This window comes from Flavobacterium sp. PL002, from assembly GCF_054165825.1.
This window is the reverse complement of record NZ_CM135110.1, coordinates 4,074,110-4,100,866: the sequence shown is the minus strand read 5'-3', so window position 1 is coordinate 4,100,866 and position 26,757 is coordinate 4,074,110. Positions and strand designations below refer to the sequence as shown.

Sequence of the window (26,757 nt, the reverse complement as noted above, 5' to 3'; positions counted from 1 at the left end):
GAGTTGGAATTCCACTAAATTCCGACTATCTTAAAACCACTGTTGTAGGCTGTGCTTTAATCACTTAATTTATGTGTTAAGTCAAACTCTAAAATATGGAAAATATCGCCAATTCTGTACCCGTAAGCTCTAAATTTTTGTGAACACCTAAACTTATAAACTTCAGTTAGAGGAAAGTAATTTTTAAAATAATTTTGATTATGATATTTTTCAAAAGCTAATCCGACCTTGTTTTTTCCTTTACCACTTTGTGATAATATGTTGCTCCAAGTCATGTCATTAAATAAATGAAATGAATTTAAAAACTCGTTTTCATCATTTATATCATTTATTAAATCAAAGGATTGTGATTTATTTGTTTTGTCAAAACATAATTTCGAATCTTTAAATATAAGATTGCAATATTTTTGAAAAGTTATCTTTTTGTTATCATATAAGTGTTTTGCTAATTCTAAACTGTTATAAAAATTGCTGATTTTTTTTGAAATATTACAACTTGTAATGTCAATAAAATCAGTGTTAAATGACGATGGAATAAAAGATATTAACGAAGAATTTCGAGCATATGCTTCCGCTAATGAGGTGTTAGAGACAATTTTATCACCCCATTTAAATTCATCATCTGGGTTGTGTTTTATGTCAATTTCCCAATAAGGCTCGTTTATACATTTGTCTGCAATCCGCTTAAATTTTCTAACTTCATCAGAAACGCCATTTTTATCTTTCAATGTTAGTAGTAAACTAAAGGTCTCGTTTGGAGTGATATTTGCACTATAAAAATTATATTTCTTTAGTGGTTGAATATTGTGAATATCAAGCAATGAATAAATTTTAATGAATTTATTTAAGGAGATATTAATAAATTCTTCAATATTATTAAATTGACCATGTAACGACAATTCGTTGATTAATATTTCCATATTAAAGTCCTAATAATATATCCAAATCATTGTCGAATTGATCAAATAATCCTTTTTGATAATTCATAATTTTACCTTTTTCCGAAAGTTCAATTAAATGATTTTGTGATAAGTTCTCATTATCCATGCTGAAAAAATTGATTTTCACATCTTCATTGGAAATGGTATTGTTAAAGACAGATTTTCTTATACCATTAAAAATATGGTCGCTATGACTTTCTATAATAACTTGAATTCCAGCATTTGCAATAAAACAAAAGAAGTCAGCTAAATCAGATTGTGCTTTTGGGTGTAGATGTATTTCGGGGTTCTCAATTATTAATACACTCCCTTTTTCAATATATAATCCTAAAATAATAATACCAACAATATAACTAATACCAGCACCAACGTGATATGGTCTAACCATTTTATTATCATTAAATGAATAACTCGCTGAAACTAAATTTGTAATTCCTAAATCCTGAACTTCTAATTTAACATTTAATATTTTTTTTAGCCAATAATTTACTTGGTATTCAAGCGTATAACTATCCTCAGTTATAATTCTTGATTTTTCAACATTAAATGTTTTGTTTTGATTTAATAAATCAATTAAAAACTCTCCTTTTTTTCCGATGATGTTTTTAGAGTCAAAGTTTTTAGAGTAAAAATTTTGTGGGCCAACTCTATGTGCTGATAAGTAATTTAAATTTAACTCTATGTGATTAAAGTTTGTAATAGGTAAGCCTATTTTTTCTTTTTCACTGTAAGTAAAGCTACTTTTTGCATTGTCGTTTGTTTCAAGTTCTATTGAAAAAGATTCAGCTCTAGTAATAAAATTTCTTGCTTCTTCAAAAGAACCTAAATCTAACCAATTACTATTTAATTGTGAATTTGTGTTTTGAGATGAATTTTCAATTAATAATAATGCTTGAATAGCCGAAGACTTTCCAGAAGAATTTGTTCCACTAAAAAGGGTAATTTTTCCAAATGGAATGGATATTTCACTAAAACATTTGAAATTTGATATATTTAGTTTCTTTAGCATTGCTCTTTTATAAATTTAATTTTCTTCTCAATTATTGTAAATCTTTTTATTACTGACTTGTTACTATCAACAGTATACGTTAGACTCCCAACAAAATCATCTTCTTCTTTGTTAGAAATTTTAAATAAATCGTTATTAATTAATTTCCAATATTCATCTAAAATAAATTCTTTTTTTTCTATAAATTCATCTTCAAGTTCAATAAAAAAATAAGTAATAACTTCAAACAATGCCATATTAATAGGTCTTAATGTTCCACCATCTTTTTTGGGTAATCTAAAGCTATTATTTCCAAACAAATTATAGATATTTTTCATTGCTTTTTCGAAAGAAAATTGAATGTTAGAGTAAATTAGATCTGATTGTGTTACAAATATTTCATTGTTTTTTTTCAAACAAATATCATTATCTTTTACAATTAATGTTAATATTTCCTCCTTCTGTAAATCTAATTGCTTTACTTCATATTTTTTTGAATTAAGATATTCCATTGTTTTTGCAAGAAAATCCTCTAAATCACTTTTATAATCTAAGGAGTTTTTAGTGTTAAAATCAATTGATATCTTCTTTCTCCATAAATAGAATGCAATAAAACGCAATATTAAGTATCTATCTTTCATTCTTGATGAAGAAATAGTCTCTGTTACATTTTTAAAAGTTTCTAATTTGCTTAAAGTTTTTAAAAATAAAGTTGAACTACCTTGGTAAATAGCATTTCTCATTTCTTGATTATTTAATCGTGTTCCTCCACGATTAACTCTATCAAATAAGTCATAAGTCAGCTTTTCAGGTGTTGGTTCTTTAATGATATGAAGCGTTAGGTTTACATCTTCAATTTTTCCTCGGTAAATACTTTTTAAAGTTTTTTCTTCGTCTTCATCATTTCCAGTAAATAAAAAACCATTAAATTTTGATAAAATTTTTAAGCCAGATAATGAAAATTTATTATCCATATAGTCAAAAATTGTTGATAATCTTTGTCTCCCATCAATTAGAATTAAATTTCCTTTTTTATCTTGTTTTACATAGAAGATTGGCAATGGAATACCAATTAATATAGATTCAATTAATTCGGATTTTTGTTTTGGATTCCAAACATTGCTTTCTCTTTGGAAATCGGGATCTAATTTTATTATATTTTCTTTATATTTTCTATACAATTGAAAAGCAGAAAAATTATCTCTACCTATATTTATATTTTCATAAGGGTATGGATTGTCTTCAGCAGTTTCTGGTTTATCTGACTTTTCTTTAGCTTCATTACTTAAAGTTTCTTCTCCTTCAATTTCGTCGTAATTATCAGTAATTAATTCTTTGTCCATTTATTAAATATTTTCAATACAAAAATAGTATTAATTAATTAAATCTCATTCTTTGAGTTTTATAAAATAAAATTGATGAGAATATTCAAAAGTTCTTGTGAAAATTAGTCTCCTTAGTACAGCCTACAACTACTACATACCCGTTACAAGTAACGACAATAGACCCAGTTTCATGTGTATATCCAATGCTAGAAGCATGATTACGTCAAATATAAAACTAATATTTTATTACAACAGATGGGAATTGTCTTTTTTGTTTAAAACTTTTAATATTTATTAAAATTACGACAAGAAAGATTGAAATTTGAATTTAGAAAATAATTGTCTACACCCCCAAAACCCCTAGCCCAGATAGAAGTGAAAATCCTTTTGGGAAGGCGTTTTTCAGCCTTCCCAAAAGATTGTAACGGATAGCTGGAAATAGCTCCAAAAAAAAAAGAGCTTTTGCACCATGTATTCACATTGGTCGCAAAAGCTCCATTTTCAAATTAAATGGTGTATTAGTTATGCAAGCATAGTCATTTTGTTGACCGCAAATTCGGCAATAGCATCTTTGGCTGCAGTTTGGAACGCTACGTAATGAGGCGTTGCAGCGTGTAAAGTAAGTGCCTCAGCATCTTTCCAGTTCTCATACATTGTAAATGTATTGGCGTCGTCATTGTCTTGAAGGCAGTTGTAGTTGATGCAACCCGTTTCTTTAACACTACTGGCAACTAATTTTAGTAATTCGGTTTTAACCAATTCTCTATTTTCTTCTTTGGCTACAATTTTGGCCACAACAGTTATTTTACTCATGATTTGTTTATTTTTATGGTAACAAAATTACAGCTTTCGGATGGTTTTACTGTGTAATTTAACGTTCTCTTCTCAGTTAAATTTGGATAGCAAAAACAACCAATCTACTGAATTTTTATCGCTATTTGTTAGATTTTGCTTTGTTCAAGTAATCTGGAACTTCTTTTGAAAGCCAATCTTCGCGCACGGGTACATGCACATCTAGATCCACGGTTTGCTCCAAAGCCCAGAATTCATGCGGTACATTTTCGGGGAAAACAATTACTTCACCAGCACCAACTTCTACAAATTGTTCTTTGCCATCGATGATCGTTTTAATTTTGACCTTACCCGACATGATGTAGGTAATTTGCTCGTTTGGGTGTTTGTGCCACGCAATATGAGCTCCTTTTTCGAGATTAAAAAGCGTCATTTGTCCCTTTTCTCCATGAAACCACTTGCGCTGAATTCCGTCACCAATAGTTTGCGACTTCATTTTGTCGAAATTGAAGTGTTGCACTTTTGAAGTTGCAACAGAATCTATGGTGTTTACTTGTGCCGCTGTGTTTTGAACGCTAAATGCGCTTATCAAAATCGCAGTTGCGATCGCTATTTTTAATTTCATTATTTTGTATTAGTTGTTAAAACCTTCTAGAACAATTTTACCTTTTGCTTTTCCTGTTTCCAAGAAGGCATGGGCTTTACGCAAGTTTTCGGCGTTGATGGTTCCGAAATTCTCACCTAGGGTTGTTTTAATAGTTCCGTTGTCAATCAAAGTGGCTACTTCGTTCAAGATATTGTGTTGACCAATCATGTCTTCTGTTTGAAACATCGAACGCGTAAACATAAATTCCCAGTGCGTAGAAACTGATTTCGCTTTGAAAGGCATGATGTTGAACGATTTCGGATCATCAATAAAACCAAATTTCCCTTGTGGTTTGATTACCTTTACAATCTCTTCAGCATGTTGTTCTGTAGCATTTAAGCTTACAATATAATCTGGAGCGGCAAGTTTGTATTTTTCGAATTCTTCGCTCAATTTATTTTGGTGGTTGATTACGGTATCTGCACCTAGTTCTTTCAACCAATCTGTCGTTTCTTCGCGTGAAGCGGTTCCGACAATTTTTAGTTTTGTCAATTTCTTAGCTAATTGCACCAAAATTGATCCCACACCACCAGCAGCACCAATCACCAAAATTGATTTGTTAGCGTCATCCTTAGCCACTTCTAATCTATCAAACAACATTTCGTATGCGGTAAGAGAGGTCAATGGCAAAGCAGCAGCTTCGGCATACGATAAACTTGTTGGTTTTTTACCCACAATGCGCTCGTCTACCACTTGATATTCGGCATAACTTCCTTGGCGTGTGATGTCACCTGCGTACATTACTTCGTCTCCAACTTTGAACAAAGTCACGTTTTCACCCACTTCTTTCACGATTCCGGTAGCATCCCAACCAATGATTTTCCAGTTGTCACCATCTGCAGGCATATTGGCACGTACTTTATAATCAGCAGGGTTTACAGAGATGGCTTTGATTTCGACAAGAATATCTCTTCCAGTTGCTTTAGGCGTTTCTACGGTTACATCTTGTAGTGATTTTACATTATCTACAGGTAAATTTTCTTTATATCCAATTGCTTTCATAATTTTATTTTTTATGTATTATATTACAGTGATAATTTCACTTTGTGGTAATCTAGATTTTGGTGTTTTTTCTGTTGAATTAAAATCAGATGCGGTTCTGTAACCAATTGAAACAGCCACTAAAGAGGTGAATCCTTTTGCTCTTAATCCGAATTCTTCATCTAAAGCTTTTATATCAATACCTTCCATTGGCGTTGCATCGATACCTAAAGTGGCAACTCCTAACAAAAAGTTACCAATGTTAAGGTATACTTGCTTCTCCATCCAATGCTGATAATCTTTTAAGTCATATTTATGAATGTCAGCAAAAGCGTTCATTCCTCCTTGCATTCCTTTCTTTATGTCATCATTTGGGAATCTTCCGTCTTTATCTTGTACCTCTAAAAGGTGATTAAAATAGGCGTCATCTGCACTTTCACTTGTTTTTGAACAAAACAATACAACTGCTGATGCATTCGTTATTTTTGGTTCATTAAAATGAAAAAAACCTTGGGTTCCTTTTGTCATACGTGCTTTTCCTTCAGTTGTTTCAGCAACTATAAAGTGCCAAGGTTGCAGGTTTACACTTGAAGGACTCATTCGTAATAAATTTTTAACCTGTGCCATATCTGTTTCAGATATTTTTTTGGTAGTATCAAATTCTTTCGTGGTGTATCTCCAGTTTAATGTTTCTTGTAAATTCATTTTGTTATTATTTTATTATACTATCATTTTTATAGGGACAAAAGTAAGCATAGTATTCAAAACACACAATAACGGTCAAAAAGGATAGTATGTTTACTGATTTCTAATATACTGATATATAGTTTTTTAAGTTAATAAAATTTACTATAAAAAGTATAGTTAGATAATTAATTATAGTGGATAAACTTTGCACGTTATAAAAACAGTAAAGTGATAATCACTATGCATATAGTTAATGGAGTAGAATATCCTTGTTGTAACTGGGCTTTACCGATTCGAGTCATTTGTCTAAAATCATTAAAAAGTAGTACAACACGAAAATTCAGAATTTCAAATGAGATGATGTGTAGGTAGGCGTGGGTTAAAAGTTTGTTTTTCGAAATTGTGAATATCTATTCGAATTAGATTCTAGTTATTTAACCTATAAAATAAAACTATAACTCATCGACTGCTTTTGGAAAAAATATAGATTATCCGTTTGAAATTTCATTCCTTAAAGCTTTCGATATCTGTTATTATCAACTTTTTATAGCGTTTTGATAAGTTTGCTTTATTGATTATTTTTCTTCCAATTACACGTTTTTTTTTAAATTATAAAAAACAAAAAAGATCAATCTATATAATGACAAGATCGTTAACAATCGTAAAATAAATTATAAAAATCCCTCATGAATTATGTAAATTATTAGTTAACCCAATAGCTATGTTTTTCAATGGCGATGTAGAATAGTAATACTTAGGACGAAAAAAAAAACCGTCTCAAAATACTATTGAGACGGTTTATTCAAATTGTTTATTTACTACTATTAAATAGATTTTTTGGCTAGATACCAATCTACCATTTCTAAATCACTGTTTTTTCTTTCTGCTAGTTCCTCTACAGATTTTGGAGCGGGTACAATTACTTTGTCGCCAGGTTGCCAGTCGAGAGGCATTGCAACTTTATACTCATCTGATGCTTGTAATGCAAGTAGAGAACGCTTGATCTCCGCCATATTTCGACCCACATTTAAGGGATAATACATCATTAAACGCACTTTACCTTTTGGATCCATGATAAAAACAGCTCTTACTGCTGCTGTTTCACTTTCACCTGGTTGCAGCATTCCGTATTTTTTTGAAACTTCCATACTAATATCTGCAACAATCGGAAATTCGAATAAAACGCCTGTTTTTTCGTTCACAGCATTTACCCAAGCAATGTGCGAGTGAATACTATCGATACTTAATCCCATTAATTTGGTATTGTTTTTTGCAAAGAACTCTTTTTCAAGAGCAAACCCACTCATTTCGGTGGTACAAACTGGAGTAAAATCAGCAGGATGTGAAAAAAACACCACCCAACTTCCTTTATTATATTCTGAAAATTTTATTTTTCCTGTAGTGGTTACCGCTTCAAAATCTGGAGCCATATCACCAATTCTCGGCATTGAAATTATTTGATCTTCCATTTTACTATATATTTTATTGATTATTTTATACTACAAACTTAGTACAGACGCAATGAATTTTATGTGACAAGAGTTACACTTCATTAGTTTTGTTTATCGTATTTATATATTTCGATTACTTTTAGTTATTTTAATTTAAAAGCCTCATGTGATAAATGTTACACTTCTTTTGATGATTTATAAATAATTTTACATGAACTTAAAAACGAATCATGAAAAGCATACTTCTACTTTTATCAGCAATTTTACTTTTTTCTTGTAATAAAAAGATTCGCCCTTATCAAGATATTGACAACACTACTAGTTTTGTTTATCAACCCCAAGAGGCCAAAGATTTAATGGAGAAGCACTGTTACACCTGTCATAGTCCTACTGCAGCCGAGGAGGAAGGTAGAATCGCACCGCCCTTTGTTGCAATCAAAGCGAGATATATTGATAAAGAAGGATATAATAGAGCAGAATTTATAAAAGCAATTTCTGAATTTGTAGCAAATCCCACAGATGATAATGCGTTACTATATGGAGCAGTGAGAAAATTTGGTGTGATGCCAAAGCAAGTTTTCCCTGATAGTGCTACCGTAAAAATTGCAGCATTTATGTATGATTATAAAGTGCAAGCGCCAACGTGGTTTCAAGAGCATTGGCAAGGTCACGGAAACAGCGGTTGGGAACAATCAGGTAAAGAGTTTGTTGCTGTAGCAAAAGATAAAACTTATGAAGATATAGGTTTAGAACATGCTCTAGGAACCAAAAAAATATTAGGCAAAAACCTGATGGGAACCATCCAAAAGAAAGGAACTATAGAAGCAATGGCTTTTTGTAACGTACAAGCGATACCCTTAACAGATAGTATGTCTGTGAATTACCACGCGACAATTAAAAGAGTTTCTGATAAAAACAGGAATCCAAACAATAAAGCAAATGCCGAAGAATTGATTTATATCAAGAAATTCAAGAAAGATTTGGTAGCTAATATTGACTCTAAACCGGTCATAGTAGAAAAAGGCGATAAAGTACATTTTTATTACCCAATACCAACTAATGCCATGTGTTTGCAATGTCATGGTACAGCTGAAAATATTAGACCAGAGGTACAAATGAAAATAAAAGGGTTGTATCCAAATGATTTGGCAACAGGGTATAGCGAGAATGAAGTAAGAGGAATTTGGAGTATTGTATTCGATAAAAAATAAGTTATGGAAGAGTTAAGAATAAAAGAGGTTTGCCCAACAAGCACATTAGAATTAATTAAGCGAAATTATCTATTACTTGATGTTCGTGAAGAAAAGGAATTTAATCAGTTCTCGTTTGATGTTCCGCGTGTTTTGCACATTCCAATGAGTCAATTGGCTTTAAGAATGAACGAAATTCCAAAAGAGGAGAAAGTAATTGTGGCGTCTTTATTAGGTGAGCGTAGCTTGCAAGCAGTAACTATGTTAAGTGATTATGGCTTTACCAATTTGTTACAAATGAAAAAGGGCCTTTCAAAATGGGCTCAAAAAGGTTATCCTATAAAAGGGGAAACTACAATTGAAAAAAAGTCCTGCTGTGGAGGCGAATCAAAATGCAATTAAAATGACGAAAAAACAATATATTTATACAGGAGTTGGAGTAGTGGTAGGTCTGATTGCGGGCTATGTCTATTATTATTTTGTAGGCTGCGCGACAGGAACTTGTGCCATTACCTCAAAGCCGATAAATAGTACTCTATATGGTGGTTTAATGGGTGGTTTGTTATTTAATATGTTTGTAACTTCACCAAAAAAGAAAGAAAACAATGAGTGATTTTTGGAACGAACGATATGCTGAAAAAGAGTATGTGTACGGGATTCAGCCCAATCAATTTTTAGTCGAAATGATTGCTAAATTGCCTAAAAAAGGAAAAATAGTATTTCCTGCGGAAGGTGAAGGTCGCAATGCAGTTTTTGCAGCAAAAAACGGATTCGAAGTTTTTGCTTTTGATACGAGTATCGAAGGTAAAAAAAAGGCAGACAAGCTAGCTAATGATCAAGGTGTAAAGATTGATTATCGCACTGGGATACTAGAAGAATTAGATTTTGAACCCGCTTCTTTTGATGGAGCGGTTTTTATTTATGCTCATTTTCCAAAGGCTATTCGTGCAACCATTCACCATCAAATTGAACAATTACTAAAACCGAATGGGGTTGTAATTTTTGAGGCATTTAGTAAGGAACAATTGCAATATACTTCTGGCGGGCCAAAAGATCTTGAGATGTTATTTTCTGAAGAGGAGATAAAAGCCGAATTTAAAAACGTTGATTTCGATTTCTTAAAAACAGAAATTATCGAATTAAGTGAAGGACCTTTTCATCAAGGTAAAGGATCAGTTGTTCGATTTATAGGCAAGAAAAAATGATGAAAACTTGGAAAGATTATTTATTTGTAAGCATACAATTCCTGCTATTTGGATTGTATGCTTTTGATTTTTTACCCTCTTTTGAACTTCCACAATCATTAAAAATACTAGGATTGGTAGTTGCCATTATAGGTTTTATTATCTCAGCACTTTCGGTCTTGCAGCTCAACAAAAATCTAACCGTTTTTCCAACGCCTAAAACCGATTCTGAGTTAATCACTTTTGGAATGTATAAACTTAGTCGACATCCTATTTACACAGGACTTATCTTGTTTACGTTTGGATATGCCTTTTATAAAGTTTCATTTTTAAAATTAGTTATTGCTTTCGTTCTATTGCTTTTATTTTATTTCAAAACAAAATATGAAGAGCAACAATTGCTTCAAAAATTTTCTGATTATAAAGAGTACCAGAAAAAAGTAAACCGATTTTTTCCTAAAATCAAAAAGCCTCAAGAATAACTTGAGGCTTTTTTGAGTTTTAAAATTTATAGTTTACAAAGAGTGTAAAGTTTCTACCAGGTTCCGTAATAGGAACTCTTCCAAAACCGGCTACATTGTTGAAAGCAAAGGTTAAATGGTTGTTGTAATATTGATCAAATACATTTAAAAGTCCCATTCCAATAGAAACTGATTTTATTGGTTTGTAACCAATGTTTAAATCCATCACTTCATATCCTGCGGTAGTAATTTCATCGTAACTAGTCGAAATTTTGTTTTGTTTGGCTGTCAAGGTGTACAACGCTTTGGCCCAAAACTTCTTGTATTCATAACTCAATTTTAATCGCGTTACTAATGGTGGAGTTAGTGGCAAGCTCTCATTAAAATCTTTATTTTCGGTATAGGTATATGAGACCTCTGTTCCAAAATTAAAATGCTCGTAGAATGTAATATTTCCGTAGGCTTCAAACCCCGTCTTTAAAGCCTTGTCTATATTCCTGAAAACCTTAGGATTTACAGGTGGCGTAGTCGAGTTGTATTTTCGAGTTAAAGAGGTATCAACAACGCCTAGAATGTAGTTTTCGTAAATAGAATAAAATACTGATGTTCCATATTGAACAGCATTAAAGAAACCTTTTAAGTTTGTTTTTCCGTCAAAACTCAGTTCAAATTGATTGTTGACTTCAGGTTTTAAATTTGGATTCCCTACGTATTCATAAGCATCTCTCCCAATGTTAAAAAAGGAAATAAAGCGTTCTTCTATATTGGCAGCTCTAGTTCCTCGACCAAAAGAAGCTTCTACTTTATAATTGGGATTAAAAAGGTATTGGTACGAAACTGTTCCGCTATAAATGGTCTCATTTCTTTTTTCTAAAGATGGATACAAAGCAGCAAAAGTTGGGTCTAAATCATTAGCATCTGAAGTAATAAAATCCAAGCGAGAACCAATAGTCAACCAAGATTTATCAGAAGCTTTAATTTTTGTTTCTGCAAAATAACCAAAGTCATTCGAGTAACTGTCTTGCCAAACTTTATCATAGAAAGTTATAGGTGTAGGAAGGATATTTCCCATCATATTAACTTTGACCAATCGATCTCTACCGCCTTCTCGAGACAAATTAACCATATCGATACCAGTAAATAATTGCACTTTGGAACCAAAATTCCATTCTGTTTCAATTTTCCCGCCATAAGTTAAAGCATTCACCTTTGCGACTGCTTCTGAATTTGCAAAACTAGCTCTTCTTGAATTGCTCATAATGTGATCGACATAGGAGTAGTACACCTTAGAAGTTAATCCTTTGAAGTAGGTCTTGTTAGTTTCTAATTTGTAATCTAAATTAACCATCGTACTATTGTCCTCATCTGTATCCATTGGTAAGCCCGCATGTAGCACATCACGACCAAAATTTTGACGTAATGTTGCTTGTAGACGTTGGTTGTCGGTGATTTGATAACCCGTTTTTAAGCCATAACTAAGACTTCTAAACGAGGACGGAATTTCGTTTTGATTTCCGTCTTCATAGTTTCCATAATCGCGATAACTGAAGTTTCCAGAAAAGTCAAACTTTTTAATTTTACTGTCTAATGTAAACATGTTTACCATAGAGTTCCCATTACTTTCATAGCCTGATGAAAGACTCCCACTAAGCAGCTTAGTGTTGTTAGCTGGAGATTTTGAAACTAAATTAATAAGTCCTGCAAAGGTGTTTCCGTAGCGAACAGAAAATGGGCCTTTTATGATTTCGATTTTAGTAATTTCCTCAGGATTAACCAAGGTAGTCACAGGATCCATTCGGTTGGGACAAGCATGAAACACTTTGGTTCCGCCATCGATCTGAACATTGAGCTGCTCGTATTGTGACGCTCTAAAAGCAGGGTCTACTGCATAATTTCCTCTTTTTATGAGATGAAAACCATTGATATCTTCAAATAATTCACCTGAATTTTTAGGTTGTACGACTTTTTCAGAGAAGTCTTGTTTTACAATAACTTGAGCGGGATTTTTTATAGACGAACCGGTAACTAGGACCTCGTTAAGCAGCGTCACCTTGATAGAGTCTATTTTCTGTGGTGCTTTTTGAGCATAACCGTTTAGCGCGCCTAATATCGTTAAGGCACAGATAATTTTTTTCATTTTAATAAATTTGATTAAACATTCTAGCTATTAAGCTGTTGCATTGTTAAACCAAATTTTGAGGAGGATGTTCTGGCGGATAGTTTATGTGAACCTGGAATAAATCTTTTTTAGAATAGATCTTTTTCTTTTGTGAAGGAATTAGATAGGAAATAGGGTATTGAACGGAGTCGTTAAAAAATAAAACGTCACGATCTACCAATGATTTTTTTGAAGAGTCCTGACTGTCTTGTTCTTTACTAATCTTTTTCAAATGACATTTACCGTTGCATTTCAGTTCTGGTTTTGCCTTATTTTGACAAAATTGCTCTGTAAAACTTTCATTAAAAAACGAATATTCAAATTGTAAAATAGTCGTTTTCAAATTAAAACATGCAATGCTAATTAGAATTAAAAAAAGAAGACTATTTTGAATTAATTTGTTCATTCCTGTTGAAAGTTATGCGATTTTCAAGGTTGTTTTGCTCTTTAATATAAGCAACATGAAAGGAGTATATATTGCTAAAATCAGATTCTTTTGAGTAAAAACAATAGTTTGTTTTACTTATAAATCGATATCGCTAATATATTGTAAAGATAGATCGTTAAGATAGATTGTACTGTGACATTTGTTACAGTGCAGCTCTTTAATTGTGGTTCTTTCTTAGATCAAAAGGCTAATTTTTTAAATACTTTTTCTTGAAACCGTCTGGAGTATAATTTTCATATTTTTTAAAAAAGCGTCCAAAATAAGAATTGTCTACAAAACCTAATTCGTAGGCAATTTAAGAGGCTGTCTTTTTTTCGTGAATGAGCAAACGTTTCGCTTCAATTAAAATTCGGTTGCGAATTAAATCACCAGCAGAATTGCTAGTTACCTCGTTGCAAATAGCATTTAGGTAGTTAGGTCTAACATGTAAAAGAGAAGCATAATCTTTGACGAAATGCTTCTCTTTGTAATACTTGTCAATTAGCTCTTCAAAGTGGTGAATAAGTTGCAGTGATTGACTAAATTCTGCGTTTTTGTTCACAGGTTCAAATAATCTATTAAGATCGATCAACATAATATTAAGTAATGAACGCAAGGATTTTTCGAAATTGACTTCAATACTATTGAACTCCCTTAACATCCAAACGGCAATGGACTCAATATGATTGAATTTTTCTTCAGAAATGGTTAGGTATGGCTGAGTATGTCGATAGCTTAAAAATGAAAATTCACTAAGTTGATAATTCTGATATCTTAAAGCAAAAAAGTCACTTTCGAATACCAAAACATAGCCTTCGATGCTTTCATAATTAAGCCATTGATGTACTTGCCCAAGATGCAGACATGTTACTGAAAAAGGGGCAACATCAAATTCTTTTTTAATTTCTTCTTGAGCTTTATATAGTGCCTTTTTAAATGTATTTATAGAAATAAGTTCCTTAGAGTATGCCTTGTACAGTCCTACTGTTGCTGTAGCCGTAAATGTTTTTGATGTGATTGTATTCATAATTGAAGTAACTAAAATTTTGTCTATTATGCGAGCTATTTTTTGATTGCGTTATATGTCTTTTAAAATTGATCTAACGATAAGGTTTGAAATAATAGCAAACGATTATAATACTGCATTCGAGTAATTTTTATTTGAATGAGTGTATTTTTGAACTGCTAGAAGTTGAATCATGGATTATGCATTGTTTCACGTATACTACTATTTCATTGCAACAGTAACTATTTGCAAGATAAAAGTAATTTAATTGTTTGTACCACGGTAATTGAGAATGTCTATTCATATTGCAATAGTGTTTTAACTAATCAAAAGTACTCCTTAATATATATAGGTAAAGATGACTAAGGTAGTTTGTCTATCTTTTCTGCAATCGTAGCCTACAGTTAATTGAAACATTTTGAGAATACATACTTAGTATGCACAACCCATATTATATTTTGATATGCTTATTAAAGATGCACAGCAATCTCTTCAATTGTATATTATTAAATTTTCGTCTTGAAATATATGTTTTAATATAAATTAAAACATGTTTTTTTCCACATATCTTAAAATTATGGTAAAATTTAACAAGTTAAGGGTAATCTTTTTCAGTATGTTTTTAGATAAAGGATATAATTTTACCAAAGTCTTAGAAGGATTGGATAGTCGTATTCAGAACTCCTGATGACAGCAGATCGATATTTTTGAAAATTTGCGGAACCAATTATTCTAACAGAACTTAAACCAAATTAAATGAAAATAAGTATGGACTTAAAATGTAGAAAATTATTGAGCGCTTGTTTGCTCACTTTATTTTTAATTACTGGATCCTTAACTTTTGCTCAGGAGAGTAAAATTGTAGTTGTAGGTGTGGTAACTAGTGCTGAGGACGGTTTACCGGTTCCGGGAGCATCAGTATTGAAAAAAGGAAGTAAATTAGGAGTTATAACTGACTTTGATGGTGTTTTTAAAATAGATGCTCAAATTGGGGATGTTTTAGAAATTAGCTATTTGGGTTTGGTTAAGCAATCTATAATGGTAAAAAGTAAATCTATGAACGTCACCTTAAAAGCAAATGTTGAGGGACTTGACGAAGTAGTAGTAATAGGTTACGGTGCTGTTAAGAAAAAAGAATTAACAGGTGCGGTGGCAACATTGAAAGCAGATGATTTAGCAAAACAAATCACTTCAGATTTGGGTAGCTCACTTCAAGGACAAATTTCAGGAGTAAATGTTGTTACTTCAGGAGAGCCCGGAAGTAGTTCAGAAATATTAATTAGAGGAATAACGTCTATATCAGGTTCAAATACGCCATTATATGTTGTAGATGGAATACCTCAAGAAGGCGATCCAAGAATCAATCCTAGCGAAATTCAATCTATCGACGTATTAAAAGATGCTTCTTCTGCAGCTATATATGGAACTAGAGGTGCAGCAGGTGTAATTTTGATCACTACTAAAAGAGGTGAAGAAGGACCAATGAAAGTTAGAATAGATGCATCAAAAAGTTTTGAAAGTCTAGGGAGAGGGCAACGATTACTAAGTTCAGTAGATCAAACGTATTCAGATGTGCTTTTAGCTAGAAACTTAACAGGGAGTTCAGATGATGCTATCAATTTAGCTTACTTGACTAATGCTCCAGATAGATATCAATATGACAATGATATCTCTAGATTACTATTTACAGATAATGCCAATACTCAAAATTATAACATCAACGTAAGTGGTGGTAGTAAAGACCTTAAGTATTCATTTGTAGGAACTATTTTTGAACGGAAAGGTGTTGTAATAGGTACTCATTATCAAAGATTCAATTCTAGATCAAATGTAAATTATAAGAGAGATAAGTTGACGGTAGATTTAGGTGTAGGTATTGCAAGAGAATATACTGATCGCGGTGCGTCAAATACAATTAGTCAATTATTACGTTACCAACCTACGCAGCCCGTATTAGCGGCAAGCGGGAACTCATTAGATCTTTTTGGTGGAGACGATTTTAATACAAATGTTTCGTTAATTCAAAGTTTAAATTCTAAAGATCAAACAAGATTAAATAAATCTTTTACTAACGTATCTGTAAATTATGATATTTTAAAATCATTATCTATCACTACTAGAGCAGGGATCACAGATACCTATACTACTAGAAAAAGATTCAGACCATCACAATCTACTTTTGATGTTCAAAGAGGATTAGAAGTTGTTCAGCCTAGTTTTATTAGACAAGATGCTTCTAGAAATACAGCTATTACTTGGGATGCAGCCCTAAATTATAAAGCGCAATTATTCGAAAATCATAATTTTACTTTAACGACTGCTGTTTCAGGTGAAAAATATGTGAATGAAGAATTTGGCGTTACAAAAGACAATGTTCAAGATAACGATATCCCGGTATTAAATAGTGCAACAGGTAATGCATCTGCTACGTCAGGATTTGATTATACTACAAGATTATTTGGTATGCTTGCCAGAGTACAATATGATTACAAAGGGCGTTACTTAATAAGTTCAAGTGTGCGTCGAGATGGATCGTCGAGATTTGCAAAACAAAATCGCTTCGGAATTTTCCCTAGTGTTTCAGCCGCTTGGAATGTATCTGATGAAGCGTTTTTTAAATCAATGCTATCTGTTGTAAACAACCTGAAATTAAGAGTGAGTAACGGTACCGTAGGAAATCAAAATTTTCAAGATTACTTCTACAGTACTTCTATTTATAGAGATCATGTATACGCTTTTGGTGATGGTAATGCGTCTAATGGTACTATTCAAACAACAATAGGGAACAGTGATGTAAAATGGGAAAGTTCGACTCAAAGAAACATAGGTGTTGATATTGGGTTGTTTAAAAATAAGGTAAGTGTTACTGCAGAGTATTATAGAACTGATAAAAAGGATATGTTGTTTAACTTGACTGTGCCGCCTAGTGTAGGTCTTGATGATTCTTCTTCAGGTTTTGGAGCGCCTAACTCTATTAGAAATTTAAATAACAACAATCAGGTCGTTTTAAACATTGGTAACATGACAAACAGCGGATACGAACTAGCAATAGGGTACCGCGACAATATTGGTAAGTTAAAATTTAAAATGAATGGGACATTCACAACAAACCAAAACAAAGTGACTAAAATTGCTGATGGTTTTGATGGTCCTATCTTAACTAATGATACAGGTATTGTACCAGGAGGTAATGCTAGTACAAGCCAGATTACTGCTATTGCAAAAGGATATGAAGCAGGTGCTTACTTTGTTTTTGCTACAGATGGTATCGCTAACACACCTGAGAAACTAGCTGAATTTCAGAAAATTAGACCTTCGGCAAAAATGGGAGATTTAATTTATAAAGATGTTGATGGAGATGGTGTTTTTCAATCAGTAGGAGATCGTGTATATGCAGGAAGCGGATTGCCAAAATACGAGTTGGGTTATAATGTAAGCTTTGATTATAATAATTTTGATTTGTACGTAAATATGTATGCTGCAATAGGTCACGAAATTGTAAATGGGGCTAGAGCAACAGCAGTAGGTTTTGGAAGAAGTAGCGAAATTTTAAATTCGTATTCAGATGTCAATCCTAATGGAACATTGCCAGCTTACAGAGGAATTTTCTCGGCACACCCAAATTACCAACCGAACACTGATTTGTTCATTGAAGATGGTTCTTACTTAAGAATAAGAAACATAACATTAGGGTATAATGTGCCTACAAAAATAGCATCATCAATAGGATTCGAAAAATTACGTTTCTTCTTTACTGGACAAAATTTATTCACTTTTACAAAGTACACAGGGTATAACCCAGAGGTAGGAGGGAATGTAAGTTCAAGAGGTTTAGACAAGGGAAGTTACCCTATGACTAAAATGTATGTAGCTGGTTTACAATTTAATTTTTAATGTATCTGATTATGAAAAAATCTATAAATAAATATATTGCGCTTATTTTCACTGCTGGACTTATCGTTTCTTGCAGTCCTGATTTAACTGAAACAAACCCTAATTTTACTGATGCAAGCAGCTTCTGGAAAGATCTAGACGATACTAACTCTGGACTTACGGCAGCCTATGCCACATTGCTATCTCCGTACACATTTAATTTACGTGAAGAAATGGTAAGGTCAGATATGGGGTATTTTTCTAATGTACGTCCTACGCCATTTGCTTCTAATGATTTAGCTTATACTTTTTGGTTTCAAAATTATACTAACAATAATCAGTCGATAGACCGCCATTGGGCAGCTTGTTATAGAGGAATTTTTAGAGCCAACCAAGTTATTGAGGCTTTAGAAAAAATCAAACCACAAGTAACAGATACTGATAAATGGACGTATCAAATGGCGCAAGCTCGATTCTTGAGAGGGTTGTTTCATTTTTACCTGCATACTTCATTTAATGAAGGTCGTGTGGTTATTGAAGATCATACGCCTATAACTAACGAAGACTTTTTTAAAACAGTGTCTAGCTCTGCTGATGTGATTGCTTTTTTTCGAAAAGACTTAATGTACGCTTATGATAATTTGCCTGCAACTCCTACAGCTGAGAAAGCAAGAGCCTCAAAAGCAGCTGCAGCGACTGTTTTAGGAATGAGTCATTTGTATCAAGGAGAAAACGACTTAGCGATTCCTTACTTTAAAAATGTAATTGACAATCCAGCATACAAACTATTCGGACTCACAGCAAGTCAGGATCCTATTACCATGTTTTACACAGCTAATGAATTCAATAGTGAATCTATTTTTGAAGTTAACTTTGATGGTAATTTCAGACCAGAACTTGGACTATTTGATGAAGAAAGTACTACAACCCGTAACGCTTTTTTAAGTTTCTCTCAAAATTTACTTTTTAGCGCTCCAGCTTGGGTAGCTTATGCTTACAAATCAGAGCCTATGGATGTAAAAGATGTTAGAAATCACAAAGGGGGTGCATTATCTAATCCATTGAGATCAGTTCCTTTGAGAGCATCGGCTATGGTGATTTTACCAGACGATTTAGATACACCTACTTATGGACAACCAGCAGCGATAGATGTGCTTACAGCAGGATTAACATTATCTGCAGCAAATCCTACTGCGCAAGCTAGAGTATTTGCGTATTATAAAAAGTATTTGAATGTAGATATTTATACAGGAGAAGCTGGAAATCCACTTGGTGCTCAAAAATCTTCTAAAAACTTTATTGTTCACCGTTTGTCTGAAGTGTATTTAATGCAAGCTGAGTGCTTGATAAAAACAGGCGATATTAATGGAGCGCTTGCTTTGATTAATAAGGTGAGAGCGAGATGGGGACTAGTATTATTAGGTACTTCTGGAGAATTTAGTGGGGCACGCACGTATAACGGAGTATCGTACACTGCAAAAACGTTGTTAGACCAACTTATGTTTGTAGACAAAGCATTAGAAACTGCTGCAGAAGGGCATGCTACTCGTTTTGCTGATTTACGTAGATGGGGAATTTTAAAAAATCGTTTTGATGATCTTGCTGCTAAGACTTTCTATTTAAATGATTTTACATATCAAAAAACTACAAACCCTAACATAGGAACTCCTAATACTAAATTTAAAGCAATAGTAGTAGACGATGTGGCAAAGGTGATCGTTAGGCCTTCTAATGACAACTTAGCAAATCATACTGTACCAAACGAATTTACTATTCCTGCACAAAATTTCCAAGTGGGTGTGAGCGAGTATTTGCCGTTACCTAGTAATGAAGTAGGAAGAAATCCTAACCTAAATAATTAATATATCTAAGATGAAAAATAAAATAGTATTCAGCATGTTGTTTTTAGGAGCGCTACTTACAGGGTGTTCAAATGATTCTGTTACTGAGGCTCCAAATTATTCTGATGTAACTTGGTATGCTAGTACACCGCTTAAAACGACTGAAAATGCGGTTATAGGTGTAGGAAAAGCAATTTCGATATTTGATTTATCGCAAGGTGCACTATCTCATGAGTGGAAAATTTCTGAAGGTAGCAACTTTTTAAAAACAGGTTTTAAAAATGGGGATGGTACTGGAATACCGCCAGATCTTACTGCTTTTATTGATGCAGATAAAGGTCTAATGACAACTGATAAAACGGTTTACATCTTGTACCCCACGGTAGGTACTTACACGATTACTTTAAAAAATACGTTCAAGGATAAGGTGATCTATAAAGGAGATCCAGAAGTAGAATCGGTTTTAGTTGATGGTGTTTGGGTGTTTGAACAAACATTTACTGTGACTGTAATTTAAAACGAAGTCATTTATAAAAAATATAAATGGTAGGTAGGTGACCATTTATTGTAAAAGACATTAGATCATTAGTATCTAATGTCTTTTTTTTGTTTTTATATTGGACAGCTTAATTAATAAGGAGCATCATACTGCCTATAATTGATTTTATTGAATTGTAAGGTCTTAAATGATGATATGGAATTTTTGTTAAGCAGTTTTTCCGTGATTCATTAATTTATAGTTATATAATTGTTATCTTCGTAATGTTAATCATGCATAATTTAATTAAATATTGTTCATGATGAGGTAATTTTAATTAGGTAATAGTAAAATATTATCTCTAACTACAACTATCTATAATATCACTGCTATGAAACTTGTTTTAAAAAATCCCGAAAATTTTGTAGGTCAAAAAATTAGTATTTTTAAAAAGGAAGTGCCTTGTTTAGATACAGCCTGGCATTATCATGCAGAATTTGAATTAATATACATATCAAGAAGCTCAGGTATTCGTTTTGTAGGAGACAGTGTGGCTCATTTTTCTGCCGGAGATTTAGTCTTAGTGGGTTCTTACTTACCACACTTGTGGCGCAATGAGGAAACCTATTATGAGTCAGAGGGGAATTTAATGGTCGAAACAATCATCATGAAATTTACCAGCAATTTCATGGGTACAGACACCTTTGACAATCCTGAATTTAATAGTATTAAAAACTTACTGGAGCAATCTAAATTTGGCGTTAGTTTTAGTGCCGCAATTGCTAACCAATTAAATGCTGAACTCATGGATATTACGGCTGTTTCACCGGCAGAACAATCGATGAGTCTTTTAAATATCTTATACCGCTTGTCTTTAACAAGTCCCGAAGATAGAATTGTATTATCATCAAGTGATATGAGGCAATTTTCTACCGAAAGTCCTGATCGTTTGGATAGTGTGATAAGATACATCTCTGAGAATTATAAGTCAGACATATCTTTAGGAGATGTTGCTGATGTTGCTTGTATGACTACTAACTCCTTTTGTCGTTTTTTTAAGAAGATGACTAACAAATCATTTACTGAATTTTTAAACGAAATCAGAATACGAAATGCTTCTCGAATGCTTATTCAAGAAAGTACTCCTATATCAGAAGTTTGTTATAATGTAGGCTATAAATCAATTCCCAATTTCAATAAACAGTTCAAAGCTATTATGGGTGAAACACCTAAGGGCTATCGCTATAACTTATAGCAGCCCATTTAATAGATACCTTTCAATGCTGTAAAGCGACTTTTCTCAAAAAAGCATAGTATTTATTTCAGTATGAACTTGCACTGCCTATGCGGTACTTTATCGCATGCTTGCATTTGTACTTGCAGTACTTGCGGTAACAGGTAAAATAACGCTGTTATGAGGTAATTTTTGACTGTATATTACAAGTATTTCTTCGTTTTTTTTACATAGGTACAGACTGTAAATTGATGAAATATCTTTGGTATAAGTTTGTTTATGATTGAATAATATAAAAGTATTTTAAATGATGATTACTACTAGAAACACTTCTGTTTTTTGTACAGCAGTACTGTCTTTATTTTTTGTAAAATGTGTAAGCCAGAACAATTTCAATGAAACAAGTGGTAAAGCATTACTGCCGTTATCTGACCCTACAAATAAAGGCCATTGGATATTAAATACCACTGTTAGTGATGAGTTTGATGCTCCTATATTAGATGAGAATAAATGGTATGTCGTAGGGAAATTTAAAGATGGAAAACCAGAGTATAAACATCCTGATTTACCTAATAAGAAAGTATGGACAGGTCGTGCTCCATCGCAATTCTCTGGGGATAATTACCGCTTAGAGAATGGCAAACTAATCTTAGAGACTAAATGGGAACCTGATTTCCCCTTCAGTAAAGACTTGGACAAACCATGGGGTAAAGACAACACCAGAAGCAAATTTGAAAATCTTACAACCGCCTGTCTTATTGGGAGAAAATTTTTTCAATACGGCTATATGGAGATTAAAAGCAAAGCTGCTGATGCTGAGATTACCAGTGCTTTCTGGGCGATGGGTCAGGGTTTAGAGGTCGATATGTTTGAACATTTTGGTGATCACAGGCAGCCAAGTAAGTTAGCATTAGATAAAGAATTATGGTGGTCTATTCATGACTGGACTGTCAAAGGAAATAATAGTGTCTACACAGAGCATCATATTTTAGATTTTAGAGTAGCTGACGCTTTTCATACTTATGGTGTAGAGTGGGATCAAAACGGTATCAAATATTATATAGACGGGAAATTATTCACCGAAGCTTTTAAGGAAAAAATAGATTTATGGGCGATTAGCAAAGGATTCCAAAAAGGATATGTTGCAACAAAACCAATTTCGATATGGTTAGATCAAGAAACTTTTCCTTGGCATGGTGTTCCAGATAGTAAGGAAGATCTAGAATTAAATAGCCCTGATGATAAAAAAGAGGACGGTATTGTAGACTTCGAAATTGAATACGTGCGTGTTTGGCAAAAGAAAAAATTATAGAATAGAATATCAAATTGATTTTATAAAAGCTAGTGCTTTTATAATGACAGTACTGGCTTTTATTACTGCGTTTTACTACAGTTATTACTACTATTATGTAATGGTTCATTTAAGGTAATTATGATGTAGTAGATGGTAATTTACAAAGGTAAATAACTAGAAGCTTCTGCTAAATTTGTTAGAATCTATTAATTGGTTTAAAAATGACAGACATTAAAACTTTTGTAAGTGTTGATTGGGGAACTACAAACCTACGATTAAGGTTGGCAGCAGTTCCAAGTTTGGAAATAATTGAAGAAGTAGTCTCTTCAAAAGGGATTAAAACTATTTATAATGAATGGTTGGACTTTGGCGGTGATAAAGAAACCTACTTTTTGAATTTCTTAAAAAATCAATTGGCTCTTTTTTCAAATGAAATCACTTCAGATGTGGCTATCGTTATTTCTGGAATGGCTTCATCTAGCATTGGATTAAGGGAATTACCTTATGCAAACTTGCCTTTTAAAACAGATGGTAAATCACTTTTTATCGAACAAATAAATTCAGATATCATCCCAAATACAATACACTTAATTTCGGGTGTAAAGTCACAGTCAGATGTTATAAGAGGGGAAGAAGTCGAAATTATAGGTTTAGTAAATGAGCAAGACAAGAAGCAATCGATTGTTTTTGTAACTCCTGGAACGCACAGCAAGCATGTGGTATGTGTAAATGGTGAGATAATCAATTTTTTCACTTTTATGACAGGAGAAATTTTTAGCGTAATCGCAGAGCATACTATTTTGAAAGCTTCGCTAGAACGAACAGATTATAATACAGCAGTTTTAAGCGCATTTGAACAAGGTGTTGCTAAGGCTATGGAAGGAAAATCACTCTTGAATACGCTTTTTACTATTCGAACAAATACGTTGTTCAAAGAAAAATCGAATGTAGAAAATTACTATTACCTCAGTGGCTTACTAATTGGTGAGGAACTGCAAAGTTTACGCCAATTTGATTGTGATTCGATAAAATTATGCGCTGGAGGAAAATTGTTTGAACTGTACCACAAAGCGATTTGTGTGCTAGGCTTAGAGTCAAAAACAGAAATTATAGAAGCCCATTTAGTAGATCTTTCAGTAGTAAAAGGGCAATGGAATATTTTAAAAAACAAACTTTAAAAACACTTGATTATGGGAACAAATTATAAACCAGAACTTTTTGAGCAAATGCCCGTTGTGGGGATTATCCGCAATGTATCATTAGAAACAATTGAAGAAATATTACCTTATTATAAAAAAGCAGGCTTGACGACACTAGAGATCACGATGAACTCTGATAATGTTTGTGCCATTATTAAAGCGGTAGCTGCAAATCATCCAGAGATAAATGTGGGTGCAGGAACAGTTTGCACCATGGATGATCTAATGCAAGCCCTAGAGGCAGGCGCAACATTTATTGTCACTCCAATAATGGACGTAGCTGTAATGAAGTATTGTAATGAAAATAACATTCCTATATTTCCTGGTGCTTTCACTCCTCTAGAGATTTATAATGCAAACAAGCTAGGCGCTACGGCAGTTAAAATTTTTCCAGCTACGCAAATGGGGCCTGGCTATGTAAAAGATATTTTGGGGCCATTAGACACCATAAAATTACTACCCACAGGAGGTGTAGATGTTAATAATATTCAGTCGTTTTTTCAAGCTGGCGCTATAGGTGTGGGTATGGGCGGCTCTTTATTCGATAAAAAATTAATTGAAGCTAAAAATTATGAGTTGCTTTATCAGCATTTCAAAGCTATTTGCGATGCAGTAAATACTGCTAGAGCAAAGTAAATTTAACTACTGATTCTATGATGATCTTGCTAATTTTAGAATTAATGCTAGATCCTTATCAGGAAGTATTTTAGTAATTAAAGAATTGAATTATTAGTTTATTAGTAATTAATCCCGATGGAATTTCCTTCGGGATTTTTTTTTGAGAAAGGAGGGAACAATCATTTTAATTCAGACTTTTTGTTTGCTAAGTATAAATCGTAAACTAACGTTAAATGTATAAATTGTGATACGAGCTGCTTAAACTATTGCCGTTATTTAAGGTCTAATATATAGTAGATGCGACCTATAATTTAGCACTGTTGTGATTGCATTTAATCTGGTATTACTAAAAAATAAATAAAAACTATAATGAAAAAAGCAATTGCAATCATGCTGTTCTTAACGACAATTACAGCCTTGGCTCAAGACCGATTAACGGATAATGAAAATAGGTTTTACACCAATAAAATTCCGAATAAAGAAATCGAAATCAAATTAACAGGAAAGAATGATGGAACAGATAGCGCTTTGCTAAACGCCAAGATTGCCTCTTTATCAAAAAGTGGCGGAGGAATCATTCATTTGAGAAAAGGGAACTACTATTTAATTGATGTGCTACTGCGTTCTAATATTCAGTTAAAGATAGATAAAGAGGTGGTTATCGAACCTTTTCTAGATGCAACAGCAAAAAAAATGGGGAATTCTATTTTTGAAGTGGGTAGAAAGTTTCTTGTTGAAAATGTAGCGATAACTAATGCAGAAGAAGATGAAGAAGATAAAGAAAACTGGTTTACCGCTAGGTTTCCAAAAGGAGATTACCGAATGAAAATAATTACAGCTTGTAATGTGCGAAATTTTAAGTTCTCTGGTTTTAAAGTGATTGATTCTTACACACCATTTTCGGCTATTGCTTTGAATTTACCTGACAATAGCAACCGCGATGAAGTTGCAAGACAAGGCATTGTTAAGAATGTTTTGTTAACTAATAGTCATGTGGGATATGGAGTGATTCAAATTCAGGCTGGTAAATCTATTTTGTGTAAAAACTTAGAAGGAGTGGGTGGCGTAACTTTGCGAGTAGAAACGGGAAGTGGCGAAACTGGAAAATTAAATGTGCAAACCGTAGATGATATTGTAGGTAGAAATATTACGATAAAAGAAGGAGATGCTGCGCTAACAATTTCTCCGCATAGAGTCGATCAAGGTAGAGTAGATGTCGAAGGGATTACTGCAATTAATTCCACTTTTGCGGTACAACTAGCCGCAGGTTTTAAGGATAGAAAAGAAACTGGAGTCGATAATATTGGAACTTTTGATAGTCGCTCTTATGTGGGTGATATTACTGTCACTGGTGGTAAAGGAGCGCAAGTAAAGTCTAAGGATTTTATGTTTTTTGATTGCGCTGAGCGTAAAGAAATGGTAAGTAAATGTCAGAATCCTGATTTTGAGAGTACTTCAGGACGTTCAATTGGTGTTTTTAGAGCCAACTCAACTTTAGAAAGCGGTTGTAAAAATGGGAGTGATGGTGGTTGTTACGAAATCAATATTGGAAAAATTACAAAAACCAATTCTGATTTTTTATTACCAGATAATTTTATTTACAAATCAATGGCGGTTAATGGCTGTGATAAAACGAAAGTGGAACGAAATGCAGATTGTTTAGAGAAAACAGCAACGGAAAACAATAAAAAAGACACAAAGTCTAAGGGTGCAAATAAGAATAAAAAAAGAGCTTAATTTTGTTTCGATATAATGGGGTAGGATTGATAACGAGTAATACAAAGCTGTCTTTATTCGAATAATAAATGTGCTCAGGCTAGACTAGGAAATTAGTAATTGTATTCGAATGCTATTATGCACTACAAAAGTTATTATTAAAATTAGAGCTACTTTGGCAACAGCCAAAATAAATAAATAATGCAACAACTGTTAGCTAGCTTGACAGTTACTTTAAATTATAAGAATCAGATTTTACTCTTAAAC

Annotated in this window: 24 protein-coding genes; 13 read left to right on the top strand and 11 right to left on the bottom strand. The window is 32.9% G+C overall.

The window, feature by feature from the left end:
• Positions 1-56: 56 nt before the first annotated feature.
• The 8 genes from ACVEGE_RS17910 to ACVEGE_RS17875 all read right to left on the bottom strand — a co-directional run bounded on the left by ACVEGE_RS17910 (position 57) and on the right by ACVEGE_RS17875 (position 7,829).
• Positions 57-920 (bottom strand): hypothetical protein, encoded by an 864-nt coding sequence (locus tag ACVEGE_RS17910; RefSeq protein ID WP_192501289.1) that lies wholly within the window; start codon positions 918-920, stop codon positions 57-59.
• Position 921: 1 nt separating this feature from the next.
• Positions 922-1,950 carry an AAA family ATPase gene (locus tag ACVEGE_RS17905; RefSeq protein ID WP_192501288.1) on the bottom strand — a complete coding sequence of 343 codons (1,029 nt, stop codon included), beginning with the start codon at positions 1,948-1,950 and terminating at the stop codon, positions 922-924.
• Entirely contained in the window at positions 1,944-3,272 is a 1,329-nt protein-coding gene (locus ACVEGE_RS17900; protein WP_192501287.1) for a DUF262 domain-containing protein, read from the bottom strand. The genes ACVEGE_RS17905 and ACVEGE_RS17900 overlap by 7 nt, the downstream gene beginning before the upstream one ends.
• A 504-nt stretch (positions 3,273-3,776) precedes the next feature.
• A complete protein-coding gene (locus ACVEGE_RS17895; protein ID WP_192501286.1) occupies positions 3,777-4,067 on the bottom strand; it encodes a putative quinol monooxygenase in 291 nt (96 codons plus the stop codon).
• A 121-nt stretch (positions 4,068-4,188) separates the two neighbouring features.
• On the bottom strand, positions 4,189-4,671 hold the full coding sequence (locus tag ACVEGE_RS17890; RefSeq protein ID WP_458008590.1) for a cupin domain-containing protein: 483 nt from the start codon (positions 4,669-4,671) through the stop codon (positions 4,189-4,191).
• Between the two features lie 9 nt (positions 4,672-4,680).
• Positions 4,681-5,694 carry a zinc-binding alcohol dehydrogenase family protein gene (locus ACVEGE_RS17885; protein ID WP_192501285.1) on the bottom strand — a complete coding sequence of 338 codons (1,014 nt, stop codon included), beginning with the start codon at positions 5,692-5,694 and terminating at the stop codon, positions 4,681-4,683.
• A gap of 18 nt (positions 5,695-5,712) precedes the next feature.
• Positions 5,713-6,378: an oxygen-insensitive NAD(P)H nitroreductase gene (nfsB, locus tag ACVEGE_RS17880; RefSeq protein ID WP_173854681.1), complete on the bottom strand. Its 666-nt coding sequence runs from the start codon at positions 6,376-6,378 to the stop codon at positions 5,713-5,715.
• Positions 6,379-7,184: 806 nt separating this feature from the next.
• Positions 7,185-7,829: a peroxiredoxin gene (locus tag ACVEGE_RS17875; protein ID WP_192501284.1), complete on the bottom strand. Its 645-nt coding sequence runs from the start codon at positions 7,827-7,829 to the stop codon at positions 7,185-7,187.
• Between the two features lie 212 nt (positions 7,830-8,041).
• On the opposite strand from ACVEGE_RS17875, the gene ACVEGE_RS17870 reads away from it, so the two are divergent.
• The 5 genes from ACVEGE_RS17870 to ACVEGE_RS17850 are packed head-to-tail and all read left to right on the top strand — an operon-like array spanning position 8,042 to position 10,667.
• Positions 8,042-9,022 carry a Tll0287-like domain-containing protein gene (locus tag ACVEGE_RS17870; protein ID WP_173857432.1) on the top strand — a complete coding sequence of 327 codons (981 nt, stop codon included), beginning with the start codon at positions 8,042-8,044 and terminating at the stop codon, positions 9,020-9,022.
• A gap of 3 nt (positions 9,023-9,025) precedes the next feature.
• Positions 9,026-9,403, top strand: coding sequence for a rhodanese-like domain-containing protein (locus ACVEGE_RS17865; RefSeq protein ID WP_173854678.1), 378 nt, complete (start codon positions 9,026-9,028; stop codon positions 9,401-9,403).
• Position 9,404: 1 nt separating this feature from the next.
• A complete protein-coding gene (locus ACVEGE_RS17860; protein ID WP_173857431.1) occupies positions 9,405-9,614 on the top strand; it encodes a DUF6132 family protein in 210 nt (69 codons plus the stop codon).
• Positions 9,607-10,206, top strand: a complete 600-nt coding sequence (locus ACVEGE_RS17855) for a class I SAM-dependent methyltransferase (protein ID WP_173857430.1) — start codon at positions 9,607-9,609, stop codon at positions 10,204-10,206. The genes ACVEGE_RS17860 and ACVEGE_RS17855 overlap by 8 nt, the downstream gene beginning before the upstream one ends.
• The gene (locus tag ACVEGE_RS17850) at positions 10,203-10,667 is read left to right on the top strand and encodes a methyltransferase family protein (protein ID WP_173857429.1); all 465 of its coding nucleotides are present in this window, start codon (positions 10,203-10,205) and stop codon (positions 10,665-10,667) included. The genes ACVEGE_RS17855 and ACVEGE_RS17850 overlap by 4 nt, the downstream gene beginning before the upstream one ends.
• A 19-nt stretch (positions 10,668-10,686) precedes the next feature.
• Here ACVEGE_RS17850 and ACVEGE_RS17845 read toward each other — a convergent pair whose 3' ends face one another.
• The 3 genes from ACVEGE_RS17845 to ACVEGE_RS17835 all read right to left on the bottom strand — a co-directional run bounded on the left by ACVEGE_RS17845 (position 10,687) and on the right by ACVEGE_RS17835 (position 14,258).
• Positions 10,687-12,783, bottom strand: a complete 2,097-nt coding sequence (locus ACVEGE_RS17845; RefSeq protein WP_192501283.1) for a TonB-dependent receptor domain-containing protein — start codon at positions 12,781-12,783, stop codon at positions 10,687-10,689.
• Between the two features lie 46 nt (positions 12,784-12,829).
• Positions 12,830-13,210 (bottom strand): hypothetical protein, encoded by a 381-nt coding sequence (locus ACVEGE_RS17840; protein ID WP_192501282.1) that lies wholly within the window; start codon positions 13,208-13,210, stop codon positions 12,830-12,832.
• Between the two features lie 337 nt (positions 13,211-13,547).
• Entirely contained in the window at positions 13,548-14,258 is a 711-nt protein-coding gene (locus ACVEGE_RS17835; protein WP_192501281.1) for a helix-turn-helix domain-containing protein, read from the bottom strand.
• 735 nt (positions 14,259-14,993) lie between these two features.
• On the opposite strand from ACVEGE_RS17835, the gene ACVEGE_RS17830 reads away from it, so the two are divergent.
• From ACVEGE_RS17830 to ACVEGE_RS17795, 8 genes are all read left to right on the top strand, one after another.
• Positions 14,994-18,131, top strand: a complete 3,138-nt coding sequence (locus tag ACVEGE_RS17830; protein WP_173857425.1) for a SusC/RagA family TonB-linked outer membrane protein — start codon at positions 14,994-14,996, stop codon at positions 18,129-18,131.
• Positions 18,132-18,142: 11 nt separating this feature from the next.
• Entirely contained in the window at positions 18,143-19,972 is a 1,830-nt protein-coding gene (locus ACVEGE_RS17825; protein WP_192501280.1) for a RagB/SusD family nutrient uptake outer membrane protein, read from the top strand.
• A gap of 10 nt (positions 19,973-19,982) precedes the next feature.
• Positions 19,983-20,468: a hypothetical protein gene (locus tag ACVEGE_RS17820; RefSeq protein ID WP_173852512.1), complete on the top strand. Its 486-nt coding sequence runs from the start codon at positions 19,983-19,985 to the stop codon at positions 20,466-20,468.
• Positions 20,469-20,820: 352 nt separating this feature from the next.
• Positions 20,821-21,684, top strand: a complete 864-nt coding sequence (locus ACVEGE_RS17815; protein WP_192501279.1) for an AraC family transcriptional regulator — start codon at positions 20,821-20,823, stop codon at positions 21,682-21,684.
• Positions 21,685-21,970: 286 nt separating this feature from the next.
• Entirely contained in the window at positions 21,971-22,975 is a 1,005-nt protein-coding gene (locus tag ACVEGE_RS17810) for a family 16 glycosylhydrolase (RefSeq protein WP_458008589.1), read from the top strand.
• Between the two features lie 203 nt (positions 22,976-23,178).
• Positions 23,179-24,135, top strand: a complete 957-nt coding sequence (locus tag ACVEGE_RS17805; protein ID WP_192501278.1) for a 2-dehydro-3-deoxygalactonokinase — start codon at positions 23,179-23,181, stop codon at positions 24,133-24,135.
• Positions 24,136-24,147: 12 nt separating this feature from the next.
• A complete protein-coding gene (locus ACVEGE_RS17800) occupies positions 24,148-24,792 on the top strand; it encodes a bifunctional 4-hydroxy-2-oxoglutarate aldolase/2-dehydro-3-deoxy-phosphogluconate aldolase (protein ID WP_173852503.1) in 645 nt (214 codons plus the stop codon).
• A 351-nt stretch (positions 24,793-25,143) separates the two neighbouring features.
• Positions 25,144-26,511 (top strand): glycoside hydrolase family protein, encoded by a 1,368-nt coding sequence (locus ACVEGE_RS17795; RefSeq protein ID WP_192501277.1) that lies wholly within the window; start codon positions 25,144-25,146, stop codon positions 26,509-26,511.
• Positions 26,512-26,757: the final 246 nt, after the last annotated feature.

What these genes read in the sequence shown, in the direction of transcription:
- ACVEGE_RS17910 (WP_192501289.1), bottom strand. Translation starts at nt 920, where the DNA reads ATGGAAATATTAATCAACGAATTGTCGTTACATGGTCAATTTAATAAT.
- ACVEGE_RS17905 (WP_192501288.1), bottom strand. Translation starts at nt 1,950, where the DNA reads ATGCTAAAGAAACTAAATATATCAAATTTCAAATGTTTTAGTGAAATA.
- ACVEGE_RS17900 (WP_192501287.1), bottom strand. Translation starts at nt 3,272, where the DNA reads ATGGACAAAGAATTAATTACTGATAATTACGACGAAATTGAAGGAGAA.
- ACVEGE_RS17895 (WP_192501286.1), bottom strand. Translation starts at nt 4,067, where the DNA reads ATGAGTAAAATAACTGTTGTGGCCAAAATTGTAGCCAAAGAAGAAAAT.
- ACVEGE_RS17890 (WP_458008590.1), bottom strand. Translation starts at nt 4,671, where the DNA reads ATGAAATTAAAAATAGCGATCGCAACTGCGATTTTGATAAGCGCATTT.
- ACVEGE_RS17885 (WP_192501285.1), bottom strand. Translation starts at nt 5,694, where the DNA reads ATGAAAGCAATTGGATATAAAGAAAATTTACCTGTAGATAATGTAAAA.
- nfsB (WP_173854681.1), bottom strand. Translation starts at nt 6,378, where the DNA reads ATGAATTTACAAGAAACATTAAACTGGAGATACACCACGAAAGAATTT.
- ACVEGE_RS17875 (WP_192501284.1), bottom strand. Translation starts at nt 7,829, where the DNA reads ATGGAAGATCAAATAATTTCAATGCCGAGAATTGGTGATATGGCTCCA.
- ACVEGE_RS17870 (WP_173857432.1), top strand. Translation starts at nt 8,042, where the DNA reads ATGAAAAGCATACTTCTACTTTTATCAGCAATTTTACTTTTTTCTTGT.
- ACVEGE_RS17865 (WP_173854678.1), top strand. Translation starts at nt 9,026, where the DNA reads ATGGAAGAGTTAAGAATAAAAGAGGTTTGCCCAACAAGCACATTAGAA.
- ACVEGE_RS17860 (WP_173857431.1), top strand. Translation starts at nt 9,405, where the DNA reads ATGACGAAAAAACAATATATTTATACAGGAGTTGGAGTAGTGGTAGGT.
- ACVEGE_RS17855 (WP_173857430.1), top strand. Translation starts at nt 9,607, where the DNA reads ATGAGTGATTTTTGGAACGAACGATATGCTGAAAAAGAGTATGTGTAC.
- ACVEGE_RS17850 (WP_173857429.1), top strand. Translation starts at nt 10,203, where the DNA reads ATGATGAAAACTTGGAAAGATTATTTATTTGTAAGCATACAATTCCTG.
- ACVEGE_RS17845 (WP_192501283.1), bottom strand. Translation starts at nt 12,783, where the DNA reads ATGAAAAAAATTATCTGTGCCTTAACGATATTAGGCGCGCTAAACGGT.
- ACVEGE_RS17840 (WP_192501282.1), bottom strand. Translation starts at nt 13,210, where the DNA reads ATGAACAAATTAATTCAAAATAGTCTTCTTTTTTTAATTCTAATTAGC.
- ACVEGE_RS17835 (WP_192501281.1), bottom strand. Translation starts at nt 14,258, where the DNA reads ATGAATACAATCACATCAAAAACATTTACGGCTACAGCAACAGTAGGA.
- ACVEGE_RS17830 (WP_173857425.1), top strand. Translation starts at nt 14,994, where the DNA reads ATGAAAATAAGTATGGACTTAAAATGTAGAAAATTATTGAGCGCTTGT.
- ACVEGE_RS17825 (WP_192501280.1), top strand. Translation starts at nt 18,143, where the DNA reads ATGAAAAAATCTATAAATAAATATATTGCGCTTATTTTCACTGCTGGA.
- ACVEGE_RS17820 (WP_173852512.1), top strand. Translation starts at nt 19,983, where the DNA reads ATGAAAAATAAAATAGTATTCAGCATGTTGTTTTTAGGAGCGCTACTT.
- ACVEGE_RS17815 (WP_192501279.1), top strand. Translation starts at nt 20,821, where the DNA reads ATGAAACTTGTTTTAAAAAATCCCGAAAATTTTGTAGGTCAAAAAATT.
- ACVEGE_RS17810 (WP_458008589.1), top strand. Translation starts at nt 21,971, where the DNA reads ATGATGATTACTACTAGAAACACTTCTGTTTTTTGTACAGCAGTACTG.
- ACVEGE_RS17805 (WP_192501278.1), top strand. Translation starts at nt 23,179, where the DNA reads ATGACAGACATTAAAACTTTTGTAAGTGTTGATTGGGGAACTACAAAC.
- ACVEGE_RS17800 (WP_173852503.1), top strand. Translation starts at nt 24,148, where the DNA reads ATGGGAACAAATTATAAACCAGAACTTTTTGAGCAAATGCCCGTTGTG.
- ACVEGE_RS17795 (WP_192501277.1), top strand. Translation starts at nt 25,144, where the DNA reads ATGAAAAAAGCAATTGCAATCATGCTGTTCTTAACGACAATTACAGCC.